Raw genomic sequence first — 15251 nt, 5'->3', positions numbered from 1 at the left:
AGGGTATCTATTGAAGGGTATAAAAATAGGATATTCAGAAGGTTATATTCAGAAAGAAGCTTTGAATTCATATGCTGATAAGATTGATTCAATCCATAGAATTCTCCATAGCCAGGCCGAATACGGCAAAATGCCTTTGGGTTGGCTGGACTTGCCCATAAAATACGATGAAAAAGAGCTGGAGAGGATAAAAAGTACAGCCCGCAAGATTAAAGACAGCTCACAGATATTTGTATCCATAGGCATCGGGGGCTCATACCTGGGAAGCAGAGCAGCGGTAGAATTATTATCTGCTGATTCAACTCAAATATTGTTTGCCGGAAATAATATGAGCGGCGCCTACCTGCAGTCTGTAATAGATGCTATTGGGGATAAAGATTTCAGCCTTTGTGTCATATCCAAATCCGGCACGACCCTGGAAACAGCTTTGGCTTTCAGTGTTCTCAAAGAACTGCTGGAGAAACGTTATGGCAAAGAAGAAGCCAGGACAAGGATAATAGCTGTGACGGATAGAGATGAAGGTTCCCTGCGTAGGATGACTGAGAGGGAAGGCTATGAAAGCTATGAGATTCCCGGAAATATCGGCGGCAGGTATTCTGTTCTGACCCCTGCGGCTTTGATCACCATGGCAGCCGCAGGGATAGACATCGATGCAATATTGAAAGGAGCGGGAGAAGCCTATAGGGTATATGATAACCCGAGGCTCGGGGAGAATGCTTGTTACCAATATTCCGTGCTGAGAAACCTATTATACGGGATGGGAAAAGGCATAGAGGTGCTGATAAATTATGAACCTTCTATGGAGTATTTTGGGAAGTGGTGGCAGCAGCTTTTCGGAGAAAGCGAAGGCAAGGCCGGAAAAGGCATATTCCCGGCAACCTTGCAGTTTACCACGGACTTGCATTCCATGGGGCAGTATCTCCAGGAAGGAAGCAAAAATTTGTTTGAAACTATAATCAGCGTGGAGAATCCGCCTGCGGATGTGAGCATACCCTTTTGTGCCGATGATTTGGACGGACTGAATTATTTGAAGGGCAAAACGCTGGGCTATATAAACAAAGCTGCCTATGAGGGCGCTATGAAGGCTCATGAAGAAGGCGGAGTGCCGGTGATATCCCTGCAGATACCTTCTCTGGATGAGCATAGCTTTGGACACCTGGTATATTTCATGCAAAAAGCCTGCGCTGTAAGCGGTTATTTATCGGGTATAAATCCCTTTGATCAGCCGGGCGTTGAGATGTACAAGAAAAATATATATAAATTATTAGATAGTTAACACTGAACTAACCCGCCCTAAGACTCCGCCGCTATAAGCGGTGAGTGCTAAGGGCGGCTAAGTCCAGCATGGACTCGACTAACATTCAGTGGAGTTGAAACCCCACTGAATGAAGTCTCGTTCAACAAGACGTGAAAGGAACGGATATTATGAGAGATTTTGTTCACCTTCATGTTCATACTCAATACAGTCTTTTAGACGGTGCCGGCAGATTGGACAAGATAATGGAGATGGCCAAGGAATTAGGAATGAAGTCCATCGCCATAACCGATCATGGGGTCATGTACGGCGTAGTGGATTTTTATAAGCAAGCCAAGAAGTACGGCATAAAGCCTATAATAGGCTGTGAGGTATATGTGGCAACAAGAGGGATGGAAGACAGAGATCCGAAGCAGGACAGTGACCAGTACCATCTGGTGCTCCTGGCGAAGGATGAGACTGGTTATAAAAACCTTACAAACATTGTATCTCTCGGATTTGTCAAAGGCTTTTATTATAAGCCCAGAGTGGATATGAAGGTTTTGAGGCAGTATTCCGAAGGGATAATTGCTATGAGCGCCTGCCTTGCAGGCTCAGTGCAGCAATTCATATTAAAAGGGGATTATCAAAGGGCTAAAGAAGAAGCCCTGGCTTATTTGGATATCTTTGGTGAGAGTGATTTCTATCTGGAGCTGCAGGATCATGGGATAAGAGAGCAAGCCCTGATAAATCAGGAGCTGGTCAGGATGTCCAAAGAGACGGGCATACCTTTGGTGGCTACCAACGATGTTCACTATATAAGGCGGGAGGATGCCAAAGCCCATGATGTGCTTTTGTGTGTGCAGACAGGCAAAACTGTAGATGATGAAAATAGGATGAAGTTTCAAACCGATGAGTTCTATATAAAGTCGCCGGAAGAAATGTATGAGTTGTTCAAATATGCACCGGAAGCCATAGATAACACAGTAGATATTGCAACGAGATGCAATTTGGATTTTACTTTCGGTCAAGTGCATTTACCCAGATTTGACGTTCCCGAAGGCTATACCTCGGATTCCTATCTCAGGCATATCTGTGAAACAGGGATGAGCAAGAGGTATGAAACGATCACTGATGAGCTCAGGGATAGGATGAACTATGAACTGGGCGTCATAGAGAAGATGGGCTATGGGGATTATTTCCTCATCGTATGGGATTATGTCAGATTTGCAAAGGAAAAAGGGATAATGGTGGGCCCCGGGAGAGGCTCAGGAGCTGGGAGCATAGTAGCTTATGCAATCGGTATAACAGACATTGACCCCATTAAGTATAATCTGATATTTGAGAGATTTCTCAATCCTGAGAGAATAAGCATGCCGGATTTTGACGTGGATTTCTGCTACGAAAGAAGGCAGGAAGTCATAGATTATGTAGTAGAAAAATACGGCAAGGAGAGAGTTGCACAGATCATAACCTTCGGTACAATGGCAGCCCGCGCTGCCATAAGGGATGTGGGAAGGGCATTGAATATGCCCTATGCTCAGGTGGACAGCGTGGCTAAAAAGATTCCCATGGAATTGGGCATGACTATAGATAAGGCTCTGAATGTCAATGTGGAGCTGAGAAATCTTTATGAGGATGATGAGAACATAAAGCAGCTTATAGATATGTCCAGGGCTTTGGAAGGAATGCCCAGACATGCCTCTACCCATGCTGCGGGAGTGGTTATAGCAAAAGAGGCCGTTACAAATTATGTGCCTCTTCAGATGAATGAAGATGTGCTTACCACCCAGTTCCCTATGACTACCCTGGAGGAATTGGGACTTTTGAAGATGGACTTTTTGGGTCTCCGCACTCTGACGGTCATAAGGGATACGCTGGAGATAATAGGAAAGCAGGGCCTGAATGTGCCTGATCTTTCGAAAATTGATTACAATGAAAGCAAAGTATATGAGATGATATGTGAAGGGGAAACCTACGGTGTATTTCAGCTTGAAAGCGGCGGAATGACTCAGTTTATGAAGGAGTTGAAGCCAAATTGCCTGGAGGATATCATAGCAGGCGTTTCCCTATATCGTCCGGGGCCTATGGATCAGATCCCCAGATATATAAAGAACAAGCATAATCCAGAGCTGGTCAGGTACCTGCATCCCAAGCTGGAATCCATATTAAGCGTCACCTATGGCTGCACTATATATCAGGAGCAGGTAATGCAAGTGTTCAGAGAGCTTGGCGGGTATTCTATGGGAAGATCCGACCTGGTTCGAAGGGCCATGTCAAAGAAAAAAGCGGATGTAATGGCAAAGGAAAAAGAAAATTTCATAAACGGGATCACTGATGAGAATGGCAGCATCATAGTTCCGGGCTGTGTCAGAAACGGCATAGATAAGGGTATCGCCGAAAAAATATTTGATGAGATGGCGGAATTTGCAAAGTACGGCTTTAATAAGTCCCATGCTGCCGCATATGCAGTTGTATCATATCAAACCGCATGGCTGAAATATCATTATCCTGTGCAATTTACCGCAGCCCTCATAACCAGCGTCATGGGAAACAGCAGCAAGGTGGCGGAATACATCCTGAACAGCAGGAAGCTGGGGATAGAAGTCCTTCCGCCGGATGTGAATGAGAGCGATGTCAACTTTGCAGTTAAAGATAACAAAATAAGATTCGGCCTGGCAGCGGTAAAGAATGTGGGCATAAATGCCATCAATTCTATAATAGAAAACAGAACCGAAAAAGGTATTTTCGAAAGCCTCCATGATTTTGTCAACAAGGTGGACCTGGGCGTAGTCAATAAGCGTACCGTTGAAAGCCTTATCAAATGCGGTGCCTTTGACAGCCTGGGCGTATATAGAAGCAAGCTCATGGCAGTATACGAAAGGCTCATGGATTGTGTTCATGATCAGAGGAAGAACAATATAGATGGTCAGCTATCGCTGTTTGATGACAGTGTTTGTGATATATCCATAAATCATGATATTTACCCGGCCCTGGATGAGTATCCTAAAAATATTATGCTGGCCATGGAAAAAGAAATGCTGGGCCTTTATATCAGCGGCCATCCGCTTCTGGAATATAAAGAAGAGCTGGATTACAGAACAAGCATCAATACAGCGGAATTGATAAAAGAGCCTTCGGAAAATATGGATATTGACGAGGGTATTCTTGAACTGGACGAGAAAAGGGTCATAATGGGAGGCATATTAGAATCAATAAAGACGAAAACTACAAAGAATAACAGCATGATGGCTTTTGCACAGCTTGAAGACTTATATGGATCTATAGAGATGATTATCTTTCCCAAGACCTATGAGAATTATAAGGAACTGCTCAAGCCTGACAATATAATTCTTGTAGAGGGCAGGATAAGTATAAAAGAAGAGGAGAGTGCAAAAATAATCTGTGAGAAAATCTCCCTTTTAAATAAAGATGATAAAAGCTCGCTTAATAAGAACAAACTGTTTGGAAAGCTGTATATTAAGATCGATTCGGAAAAAAACCCGGGGCTGCTGAACTCAGTAAAAAAGATTCTTGAGAAAAACAGAGGTGATCAACCTGTCTACGTGGTTGATGAAGCCAGAAAGGCCAAGCAAAGCTCAAGGGTTATGCAGGCACCGCGAAGCATATGGGTCACAATCAACGATACCCTGCTTGAAGAACTAAAAAAAACTTGTGGAGATCAATGTGTTGCCTTGAAATAATTTAAGTATTACATTAAACTTAGGATTAGGGAATAGTCCGTGAACTAAAGGAGGCATCATGTATGTGGACAGTAATATATATTGCTAAAAACAAGAAATTGGCCGAAAAGACAGAACAGCTTCTGACGCAGGAGGGCATGCTTACGAAGATTCAGCCTGTTAGCAAAGGGGCTGCTCAGGAAGATGGGTATTTTGAGGTTTTGGTGCCGGAAGGAGAAGCTGAGGAAGCACAAAACATAATATATGAAGCAGGGTACTAAACAAAAACACCTAGGTGTTTTTGTTTTTTATCCGTTCAAAAAATAAAAAAATAAAGGGGGAAACTTGATGAAGAACATTGCCGTATTGACAAGCGGAGGAGATTCTCCGGGCATGAATGCAGCCATAAGGGCCGTTGTGAGGACATCCATATATAACGGGGCAAAGATATATGGTATAAAAAGAGGATTTAACGGGCTTATACACGGAGATGTTATAGAGATGAACCTTTCGTCTGTGGCGGATATCATTCACAGGGGAGGAACTATACTGAGAACTGCCAGATGTGAAGAATTCCAGACTGCAGAGGGACTGCAAAAAGCAGTAAATATTGCGGATGTGTTTGATTTCGACGGCATAATTGTAATTGGCGGCGACGGTTCCTTCAGAGGCGCCAGGGAGCTGTCAAAGAAGGGCATAGCCTGCATAGGAGTGCCGGGGACTATAGACAACGATCTGGCTTATACTGATTTCACAATAGGCTTTGATACGGCGGTGAACACAGTGCTTGATGCCATAAATAAAATAAGGGATACCACAACATCCCATGAACGGATAAGCATAATAGAGGTAATGGGCCGAAACTCCGGAGATATTGCCCTGTATTCAGGCCTGGCGGGAGGTGCTGAAAGCATCATAGTGCCGGAGGTGGAATACACCTGTGACGATGTCTGCAAAAGGCTGCTGCAGGGTAAAAACAGGGGAAAGCTGCACAGCATCATACTGCTGGCTGAGGGAGTGGGAAAGGCGACAAAGCTAGCCGAAGAAATACATAATAAGATCGGTATGGAAGTAAGAGTAACAATACTGGGTTATCTGCAGAGGGGCGGCAGCCCTTCGGCTTTTGACAGGATTCTTGCAAGCAGGCTTGGCGCAAGAGCCGTGGAGGCATTATTGCAGGGCGAATCCGGCCAGGCAGTCGGCATCAGAGATAATAAAATCATAAGCGAAGACTTTGGAAAAGCGCTGGAGATGAAAAAAACCTTTAATACGGATATGTATGAGTTGGCGAAGATACTATCAATATAGCGGGGTGAGATGATGAGAAAAACTAAAATTGTGTGCACCATAGGTCCGGCCAGTGAGAGTGTCGAAATGTTGGAAAAGCTTATGAAGGCAGGCATGAATGTGGCCCGGCTGAACTTCTCCCATGGGACCCATGAAGAGCACAAGCTGAGGATAGACAATATAAAAAAAGTGAGACAGCAGCTTAACAAGCCGGTGGCCATAATGTTGGATACAAAAGGCCCGGAAGTCAGATTGGGCAAGTTCAAAACGGGTTCCGAGGAATTGGTCGTCGGGCAAAGCTTTACCCTTACAACCAGGGATATCGAGGGGGATAACAGCATTGTAAGCATAAGCTATAAATCTTTGCCGGACGAAGTGAGCAAAGGCACAAGAATCCTTATCGCAGACGGCCTGATCGAACTGACTGTCACGGATAAGAATGAAACTGATGTATTCTGCCGGGTAGTGAACGGCGGTACTGTAAGCGATAGAAAGAATGTGAACATTCCGGGGGCGACCTCAAAGCTTCCGGCAGTCACGGACAAGGATATCGATGACATAAGCTTCGGCATAGACAATGATATAGATTTCATAGCGGCCTCTTTTATAAGAAAAGCCTCTGATGTCTATGAGATAAGAAGAATACTTGAACAAAGGCATGCAGATCATATCCAGATAATATCTAAAATAGAGAATCAGCAAGGCGTGGATAATTGTGAAGAAATCCTGCGGGTTTCAGATGGTTTGATGGTAGCCAGGGGGGATCTGGGCGTAGAAATACCCACTCAGGACATACCCCTTGTGCAGAAGCGGATGATAGCAATGGCTAATGCTCTGGGCAAGCCGGTGATCACAGCGACTCAGATGATGGAATCTATGATACGCAATCCAAGGCCTACCAGAGCTGAGGTTACAGACATTGCAAATGCAATATTTGACGGCACTGATGCTGTTATGCTTTCAGGGGAGACAGCAGCAGGAAAGTATCCCTTTGAGACTGTAACTACTATGGCAGCCGTAGCGGAGAGAACAGAGACTGCTTTGGATTACAGAAAGAAACTGGTGAAAAGTGATGGAAATAATGATATAACAGTTACCAATGCTATAAGCTATGCGAGCTGTGCGGCTGCTATGGATCTGGGAGCCTCCGCCATAATCACTCCTACCCAATCCGGCTCCACAGCCAGAATGGTTTCCAAGTACAGACCCAAGGCCCCTATAATTGCGGCAACTCCGGATGAAAGAGTGGCCAGAAAATTGAGCTTGAGCTTTGGCGTTGCTCCTGTAACAGTAATCCCCACCGACAGCACAGATGAGATGATACAGCATTCTGTAGATAAGGCATTGGAAGCAGAATTGATTGCCAATGGCGATTTGGTTGTTATTACTGCAGGGATACCTGTCGGTGTAGCCGGGACCACCAATTTGATAAAGGTCCATGTAGTAGGCGAGATCATTGCTAAGGGAATGGGCATAGTCAATAAAGCCGCAACAGGCAGAGTTTGCATCGTTAAAAATGGGGAAAAGGAAATAGATAAAATAAATGAGGGCGATATCTTAGTAGCTGAGGCTACAGATATTGATATGATACCTTTCATGATGAAAGCTGCTGCTTTTATTGTGGAAGAAGGCGGCCTGACTTCACATGCCGCCATAGTAGGTCTGGAGCTTGGAAAGCCTGTAGTGGTCGGAGTGGAGAAGGCTGCTGATATTTTGACAGACGGCCAGATCGTCACGGTTGACGGCAGCAGGGGCCTCATATACAGAGGCAGGGCAAGGGTACTGTGATCGCCTTTGATGGACTCTCATTCAGGAAAGACAGGTGAATATATGATACATGAAACAACCCTTAGAGCCAGATATGGAGAGACAGACCAAATGGGTATAATCTACCATCCTAATTATTATGTCTATTTTGAAATGGGAAGAACTGAATTTCTAAGGGAAATGGGAGGCATGTCATATAAGGACATGGAGGACGCGGGAATCATGCTTCCAATAGTTGAAACCCACTGCAGATATAGGGTGCCGGCTAAATATGACGACTGCCTGATTGTAAAAACCGGCATAAAGGATATGACAGTAGCCAGGATCTCTTTCAGCTATCAGCTTGTAAGGGCTGAGGACGGAGAAATTCTGGCAGAGGGCGAGACGGTAAATGCCTTCACAAATAAAGAAGGAAGACCTATAAATCTGAAAAAATTTAATCCTGAGATTTATGACAAGCTGTTTTCTTTTAAAACCAAGGCGGTGTAGAGGGAATGCATGCGTTCCGCACGTGAGTATAAGCAGATAATGGAGGGATCAGTGAACAATGCAATATAATTTGCTGGGCAAAACAGGAATGAATGTCTCAAGAATTGGTTTTGGAGGCATACCCATTCAGCATGTAAATGAAGATGAAGTAAAGAAGATCGTCTCTAAATGTATAGGGGCAGGCATCAACTTTTTTGATACTGCGAGAGGCTATACAGTGAGTGAGGAGCTTTTGGGGAAAGCCTTCCAAGGGAAAAGAGACAGAGTATACATAGCAACCAAAACCATGGCTAGAGATAGGGACGGTATGATGTCCGAAGTGGAAATATCACTGAAAAATCTTCAAACAGATTATATAGATTTGTACCAATTTCACAATGTGGGCTCATTGGATGAATACGATAAGATCATGGGCAAGGGCGGAGCCTATGAGGCTTTAGAAAAGCTTCAGGAAGAAGGCGTTGTGAGACACATAGGGATCACAAGCCATAAGCTTCCCATTATGGAGAAGGCCCTGGAGACGGAATGCTTTGCCACCATTCAATTCCCATTGAGTGTTGTAGAAAGGCAGGCAGAGGAAATATTCAAAACAGCCCATGAGAAAAATATAGGCACTATTGCGATGAAGCCAATGGCCGGAGGTGCCTTAAGAGACGGCAGGAAAGCTTTGAAATTCATATTGGAAAGCCCATATCTTAGTATTGCGATACCGGGCATGGATTCCCTGGACCAGGTATCGGAAAATGCAGAAGCCGCAGATGGAATAGCATTGACTGAAGACGAGCGCAGCGAGATAGTTAAAGTTGCAAAAGAACTGGGAAACACTTTCTGCAGGAGGTGCGGCTATTGTATGCCCTGTCCCCAGGGAGTGGATATCCCCATAATGTTTCTTATGGAAGGATATTACAGTAGATATGATCTCAAGGATTGGGCAGTAACAAGATACAATAATTTCAAAGTAAAGGCAGATGCTTGTAAAAAATGCGGCATATGCGAAACCCGATGCCCCTATGAGCTTCCCATAAGAGATATGCTGGAAAAAGTAACTGAAGTGTTTAAATAGAAAAATTCTGTCAATAATCAGAATGTAACTGATTCTAATTTTTAGCACCGATACGGTGCCCTTTTTTTGCCTAGTTATTCAACTCTTGAATAAACCCATCTCTATATTGAGAAAAATAAGAAAGGCTTCAATTGTTAACAACATACACAGAAGAACATATAGAGGTGAGACTATTGGATACTAAGGATATTTCTCAGATACTTATCTCCGATGAATATGAAAGAGAGCAAAAAATTCATGATCTTATAAAAGACAGGCGGTCATTGAATATAAACATTGAATTGAGCAAAAGGCTTACAACGGGACAGAAGGCCGCAGACAAGATGGCTGTATTTACGGGGAGCTGGAAATTCATCATAATATTCTCAGCTATTGTATTAGCTTGGGGTATAGCAAATACCAGATTGATTTTAGCAGATCCCTTTGACCCCTATCCCTATGTTTTCCTCAATCTCATACTGGCTTGTATTTCCTCAATACAGGCCCCTGTCATAATGATGAGTCAAAACAGGGAGGCTCAAAAAGACAGGCTGAGAGCAGAAAACGAATACCTCATTAACACGAAATCTGAAATAATACTTGAAGATTTGCATTTGAAAATAGATAATATAATAAATCGACAGCATCTATTGGAAGATGAAATGGAAAATCTGATGGGTCTTATAGAAGATTTGAGAAAAGAAATTGTATTAGGGAGAGAATTGAATGGAGAGAAAACCAACCGTAGAGAAGAATCGGATTTATATAATTAACATAACGGGACAAACGCACGAAGGCTTGGGAGTGGGTAAAATCGAAGGCTATACAGTATTCGTGGAAGGAGCTATTTCCGGGGAAATAGTAAGGACGAAGATTGTAAAGGTGCTGAAAAATTATTCCTATGGAAAGCTGCTGGAAGTGCTTGAATCATCACCATATAGAACTGAGCCGCCCTGCCAGATAGTGAAAAGATGCGGCGGTTGCCAGATACAGCATATGAACTATGAGGGCCAGCTGGATTATAAGACAAGACTTGTTAAAGATGCTGTTGAGCGCATCGGAGGATTAAAGGGCGTAATGGTTCACCCTGCCATCGGCATGGAGGACCCCTGGTATTATAGAAACAAAGCTCAATTTCCTGTGGGAATAAAGGACGGCAAAATACATATCGGCTTTTATGCCGGAAGAAGCCATGAAATAATAGATACAGACGCATGTATGATTCAAGATGGAATAAATGATGAAGTGATTGAGGTCATAAGAAATTTCATAGAGGAGCATAACATCAGCATATATGATGAAAACACCGGCAATGGCTTGATCAAGCATATAATGACGAGAAAAGGCTTCAAAACCGGAGAAGTCATGGTATGCATAGTCATAAACGGTGACGATATGCCCTATGGTATTGAATTGGTGGAATCGTTAAAGCAAAACATTAAAAACTTGAAAACAGTGGCCTTGAATATAAATAAGAAAAATACAAATGTGATATTGGGATACAAGAATAAGGTCATATATGGAGAAGGCTATATATATGATTTCACAGGAGAATTCAAGTTTAAGATATCTCCTCTCTCCTTTTTCCAGGTAAACCCTGTACAAACAGAAGCCTTATACAATAAGGCCCTTGAATACGCGGGCCTTAAAGGTGAAGAGACGGTCATAGATGCCTATTGCGGCATAGGAACCATATCCTTATTCCTCAGCAAGAAGGCTAAAAAGGTATATGGAGTGGAAATAGTCGGACAGGCCATCGAGGATGCCAGGACGAATGCTGAGCTCAACGGGGTTGATAATGTGGAATTTATACTGGGAGAATCAGAGACTGTTATTCCCAAGCTATATGAAGAAGGTGTCAAAGCAGATGTGGTCGTAGTGGACCCGCCTCGCAAAGGCTGCGATGAAAAGCTGCTGCAGGTTATAGCAAAAATGGCACCTGAACGAGTAGTGTATGTAAGCTGCAATCCCTCAACCATGGCAAGAGATTTGAAGTATTTGTCGGAGCGGGGGTATGCGGTAAGAGAAATCCAGCCTGTGGACCAGTTTCCACAAACTGTGCATGTTGAGACAGTTTGCCTTATGTCAAGAAAGTAGTCTTTAGAAAACGGCTTAAAATCAAGGTTTGTAGGGGCTACAACAATCTTATCTACTCAAGTCTAGTGTGTATATGGAAACATATCGACGGTGAAATAGGCGTCCATATAGGTGCAGACCAGAGGTTGGGTTGAGGCGACAGGATTGATGACACAAAAATGAACCTCTAGAATAACGACAGGGTGTGCAAAGAGTACACTGCGGCAGGATGAAAAATCCTCTAGTTTTTTTGTTAGATTTTGAATTGTGTTTTATAAAGGAATTGATAGGCTCATTTGAATTTCATTCGCCATGAAGACAAGTAAAGTGTTCGAATCGGAACGCTTAAAAAAACAAGTAGACTTGCTGACATTCACACCTAGTGTGTCAGAATGGGTCGATAAAACAAATGCGATTATTCCTAAATTTATATAATAACTTTTACATAACAGAACATTAATAAATATAAAATCGAAAAGAATAATTGATGCAACTGAAAATAACAAAAATTCGTAAATTCTGACAAGTGTGGTTGGTTGTGATCTGCGTAACTAAACATTATAATATTCATAGAACTAAGAAATGTATGAAATGTACGAATTTGAGGTGAATAGATATGTTAAGTGAGAATCTGATTGTATTAAGAAATCTCAAGGGACTTTCCCAGGAACAGATTGCGGAACAGATCGGTGTTTCCCGACAGGCTTATGCAAAATGGGAGAAGGGAACTTCTATCCCGGACGTGGAAAAATGTATGGTACTGGCGGATTTTTATGGGACGACTATTGATTCGCTGATGCGTGAAAACTCTACTGATTCAGGATTGAAGTTACCGCCTGCTCCCAAGGGAAAATATATCTGGTGTACGGTTACCATCAACGACAGGGGACAGATTGTTATCCCGAAAGAAGCACGTGATACCTTTAATCTGAAAAGCGGCGACAGGCTTGTGGTGATGGGATCAGATGGTGAAGGTATTGTACTGCAGAAGGCAGAAATTTTTGAAGAAATGCTTCGGAGGATAATGAGTGCTGCTGGAAAGGCTGGTGAGTAAGATGAAGATTGCATGGTTTTGTATTCCTGCACACGGTCATACCAATCCTACTCTAGGACTTGTGAAAGAGATGATTGATGCAGGACATGAGGTGACTTATTTTTCTTTTGAGAAATTCAGAGAAAAGATTGAGGGTACGGGAGCGACATTTGTTCCCTGCGATGCATATGATCTTGATATCGACGCAAAGGAAGGCGGCAACAGAGTAGGAAAGGATCTTGCTTTCTCCATCGAGTTGATCGTTGAATCCACTTTGGCAATGGATGGTCTGATGGGTCGGGTAATTCCGGACATGAAGCCAGACCTGATTGTTGCGGATTCCATGGCTTTCAGTGGTAAATTGGCGGCAATGAAGTTTGGAATTCCTTATGTTTGTTCCACTACCACGTTTGCATTTAACCGATACTCTGCGAAATACATGGATCAGGGCATGAGAGGTTTGTTCAGCACGCTTCTTGCTCTGCCAAAAATCAAAAGACAGTTGAAAAGGCTTCAAGAGATGGGATATCCGGTAAAAAGCTTTTTAGAACTGATTACAAATGACAATGAGACCAATACGATTGTATATACGTCGAAAGAGTTTCAGCCCTATGCTGAGACTTTTTCTGATAAATACTGCTTCATCGGTCCATCCATTCGTCCAGTGAAGAATCCTATGGAAAAGGCTGCAGAGAAGACGGTGTATATCTCCATGGGTACGGTTGTAAGCAACAGGGAGATGTATGAGAACTGCGTGGAAGCGCTTCGGGAAACGGACTATCAAGTGATTGTATCCATGGGTGAGACGACCAATGAATTCACGAATCTTCCTGAGAATATACAGGTGTATGATTCTGTGGATCAGATGGCGGTATTGAATATTGCGGATGCATTTGTCACACACTGCGGTATGAATTCTGTATCAGAAGGATTGTATTTCAAGGTTCCGCTGGTTCTGTCACCACAGACACCGGAGCAGTGGGCTGTGGCAAAACGCACGGAAGAACTGGGGGCAGGTGTGATGCTGCCAGCTTCCGGAAGGTCAGTGGAGGAGATTAAGAATGCCATCAAGAAGGTGCTGAATGATGGTGCTTATAAAGCAGCGGCAACCGAAATCTCGAAAGGGTTCAAAAGATGCGGTGGAGTAAAAGAAGCCAGAGCATTTCTGGAGAAAATCGTGAAATAGAGCCAAATTTCAGTTTATCGATAAACCCTTTAACGATAGTAGTTATCGTTAAAAAGTGCAGTGGATTATGTTTCCACGAACGTGCATGGCGATATGACATTCATTCTGTCGTGTCGAGGCACGTTGAAGTTATAGTGAAGCTAGGGAAATAGTAGAAGCTAGCAATATCAATGGTTTGATAGGATATAAGGCATTGAATTGACAGATGACATTCAATGCCTGGCTTCAATGATAACTGTCGGATGGTTCAAAAAAATGTTTGATTCTCCAGAAGCACTTGCTAATATTGGAGTAAATATTAGAGAAATAATAACTTTACTAAAAGCCCGTGGCTCAAGTATTGATATATCAACTAGATTCTTTGCAAATACTACTTCAAGATTACTAGGCTTTGTATTAAAAAGTATTGTTTTTAAAGAAGAAAATCTGATAAATAAGATGCTGAGGCTCCTATTCCAACCAACGAACTTATGGCGGATAGCATTAACATAAAAGGCAAACTCAATCCTATTCCTGTCATGGCAAGACCACTAATTCTGCCGATAAATATTCTGTCCACCAAATTATATAAAGAATTTATAATCATAGCAGCAATAGCAGGAAGTGAAAATTTGAGTAATAGTCTGCCGACAGGCATGGTAATAAGTGTATCGTTATCTGCATTCATCATTTACATCTCCCTCTTAACTGCTAAAACAGTATATATAGCATCATTAATTTTTGTCTTTTTAACAATTTCAAAGCCAATTAACGACAATGTTTTTTTGAGCTCTTCTGAGCTAATACGAATTGACATGGGTGGTCCTTCTATTATTAAATCATCTTTTTCATATTCTATACATAACAAGTGCCCTCCTTTTCTTAGTACCTCGAAAATAATAGAGAGTACTTTTGTAAGTGAGCTTACTTCGTGTAGTATTAAGGAAGCCATAGCAAAATCAACACTGTTACTTTCGATGCTTAGGTCCTCGATATAATCTTGAATCAGCATAATATTTGTAAGTCCTTTTTCCCTAGCCTTATCTTTGATTACTCTGAGCATACGTTGATCAGGATCTATAGCATATACTTTGTTAGTTGTACTTTCTGCCATTGGAATTGTAAAAAAACCAGTGCCAGCACCGACATCGAGTAAAGTATGATTTTTTTTAATGGGCATTTGTTGAATCAGTAATTCAGGTGGTATGAGACTTTCCCTTTGCTTACTATCTAAAAAAGCAATTTTGGTTAAAAACTTTTGATCTTGTTGATTGCAATGAAGAATATGATTCATAATAAAACCTCCTATAAGATATAATGCAGACTGTAAATATCCCTAATTGTTTTAAAAAATGAGCAGTTATTATAACTGCAAATGTTTTTAGCACATCTTTTAGACAATGTTGTAAAAATATTTTTCCTTAAGGTAGTTTACCATTTTATCTTCGGCATCCCTCATAACCTTTTCTATATGG

General features: G+C 42.4%; 13 protein-coding genes. 11 read left to right on the top strand and 2 right to left on the bottom strand.

Going from position 1 to position 15251, the window contains the following annotated elements:
- Nucleotides 1-10 precede the first annotated feature (10 nt).
- From LJD61_RS18795 to LJD61_RS18745, 11 genes are all read left to right on the top strand, one after another.
- Nucleotides 11-1276, top strand: coding sequence for a glucose-6-phosphate isomerase (locus LJD61_RS18795; protein WP_255229110.1), 1266 nt, complete (start codon nt 11-13; stop codon nt 1274-1276).
- 149 nt (nt 1277-1425) lie between these two features.
- A complete protein-coding gene (locus LJD61_RS18790; protein ID WP_255229108.1) occupies nt 1426-4938 on the top strand; it encodes a DNA polymerase III subunit alpha in 3513 nt (1170 codons plus the stop codon).
- A gap of 62 nt (nt 4939-5000) precedes the next feature.
- On the top strand, nt 5001-5198 hold the full coding sequence (locus LJD61_RS18785) for a hypothetical protein (protein ID WP_255229107.1): 198 nt from the start codon (nt 5001-5003) through the stop codon (nt 5196-5198).
- 67 nt (nt 5199-5265) lie between these two features.
- Nucleotides 5266-6225, top strand: coding sequence for a 6-phosphofructokinase (gene pfkA / locus LJD61_RS18780; RefSeq protein WP_255229106.1), 960 nt, complete (start codon nt 5266-5268; stop codon nt 6223-6225).
- 12 nt (nt 6226-6237) lie between these two features.
- On the top strand, nt 6238-7992 hold the full coding sequence (gene pyk, locus LJD61_RS18775) for a pyruvate kinase (protein WP_255229105.1): 1755 nt from the start codon (nt 6238-6240) through the stop codon (nt 7990-7992).
- Between the two features lie 42 nt (nt 7993-8034).
- On the top strand, nt 8035-8460 hold the full coding sequence (locus LJD61_RS18770; protein WP_255229104.1) for an acyl-CoA thioesterase: 426 nt from the start codon (nt 8035-8037) through the stop codon (nt 8458-8460).
- Between the two features lie 58 nt (nt 8461-8518).
- The gene (locus tag LJD61_RS18765; RefSeq protein ID WP_255229103.1) at nt 8519-9523 is read left to right on the top strand and encodes an aldo/keto reductase; all 1005 of its coding nucleotides are present in this window, start codon (nt 8519-8521) and stop codon (nt 9521-9523) included.
- 173 nt (nt 9524-9696) lie between these two features.
- Entirely contained in the window at nt 9697-10275 is a 579-nt protein-coding gene (locus LJD61_RS18760) for a DUF1003 domain-containing protein (RefSeq protein ID WP_303740835.1), read from the top strand.
- Nucleotides 10229-11599, top strand: coding sequence for a 23S rRNA (uracil(1939)-C(5))-methyltransferase RlmD (rlmD, locus tag LJD61_RS18755; RefSeq protein ID WP_255229102.1), 1371 nt, complete (start codon nt 10229-10231; stop codon nt 11597-11599). The genes LJD61_RS18760 and rlmD overlap by 47 nt, the downstream gene beginning before the upstream one ends.
- Before the next feature lie 595 nt (nt 11600-12194).
- A complete protein-coding gene (locus LJD61_RS18750; protein ID WP_255229101.1) occupies nt 12195-12632 on the top strand; it encodes a helix-turn-helix domain-containing protein in 438 nt (145 codons plus the stop codon).
- Nucleotides 12607-13797 (top strand): macrolide family glycosyltransferase, encoded by a 1191-nt coding sequence (locus tag LJD61_RS18745; RefSeq protein WP_255229100.1) that lies wholly within the window; start codon nt 12607-12609, stop codon nt 13795-13797. Before LJD61_RS18750 ends, LJD61_RS18745 begins: the two co-directional genes overlap by 26 nt.
- 412 nt (nt 13798-14209) lie before the next feature.
- Here the strand turns inward: LJD61_RS18745 and LJD61_RS18740 are convergent, their stop codons facing one another.
- The gene (locus LJD61_RS18740; protein WP_255229099.1) at nt 14210-14467 is read right to left on the bottom strand and encodes a hypothetical protein; all 258 of its coding nucleotides are present in this window, start codon (nt 14465-14467) and stop codon (nt 14210-14212) included.
- Nucleotides 14468-15070: a class I SAM-dependent methyltransferase gene (locus tag LJD61_RS18735; RefSeq protein ID WP_255229098.1), complete on the bottom strand. Its 603-nt coding sequence runs from the start codon at nt 15068-15070 to the stop codon at nt 14468-14470.
- Nucleotides 15071-15251: the final 181 nt, after the last annotated feature.

Origin of the sequence: Lutispora saccharofermentans (assembly GCF_024363565.1) — a bacterium.
GTDB lineage: Bacteria > Bacillota > Clostridia > Lutisporales > Lutisporaceae > Lutispora > Lutispora saccharofermentans.
Note: the sequence above shows the minus strand (reverse complement) of the source record. Positions and strands in the feature narration are given on the sequence as shown.

Excerpts from the sequence above, each read along its gene's own strand:
- pfkA (WP_255229106.1), top strand. The coding sequence starts at position 5,266 with ATGAAGAACATTGCCGTATTGACAAGCGGAGGAGATTCTCCGGGCATG.
- LJD61_RS18765 (WP_255229103.1), top strand. The coding sequence starts at position 8,519 with ATGCAATATAATTTGCTGGGCAAAACAGGAATGAATGTCTCAAGAATT.
- pyk (WP_255229105.1), top strand. The coding sequence starts at position 6,238 with ATGAGAAAAACTAAAATTGTGTGCACCATAGGTCCGGCCAGTGAGAGT.
- LJD61_RS18740 (WP_255229099.1), bottom strand. The coding sequence starts at position 14,467 with ATGATGAATGCAGATAACGATACACTTATTACCATGCCTGTCGGCAGA.
- LJD61_RS18750 (WP_255229101.1), top strand. The coding sequence starts at position 12,195 with ATGTTAAGTGAGAATCTGATTGTATTAAGAAATCTCAAGGGACTTTCC.
- LJD61_RS18735 (WP_255229098.1), bottom strand. The coding sequence starts at position 15,070 with ATGAATCATATTCTTCATTGCAATCAACAAGATCAAAAGTTTTTAACC.
- LJD61_RS18790 (WP_255229108.1), top strand. The coding sequence starts at position 1,426 with ATGAGAGATTTTGTTCACCTTCATGTTCATACTCAATACAGTCTTTTA.
- rlmD (WP_255229102.1), top strand. The coding sequence starts at position 10,229 with ATGGAGAGAAAACCAACCGTAGAGAAGAATCGGATTTATATAATTAAC.
- LJD61_RS18770 (WP_255229104.1), top strand. The coding sequence starts at position 8,035 with ATGATACATGAAACAACCCTTAGAGCCAGATATGGAGAGACAGACCAA.
- LJD61_RS18785 (WP_255229107.1), top strand. The coding sequence starts at position 5,001 with ATGTGGACAGTAATATATATTGCTAAAAACAAGAAATTGGCCGAAAAG.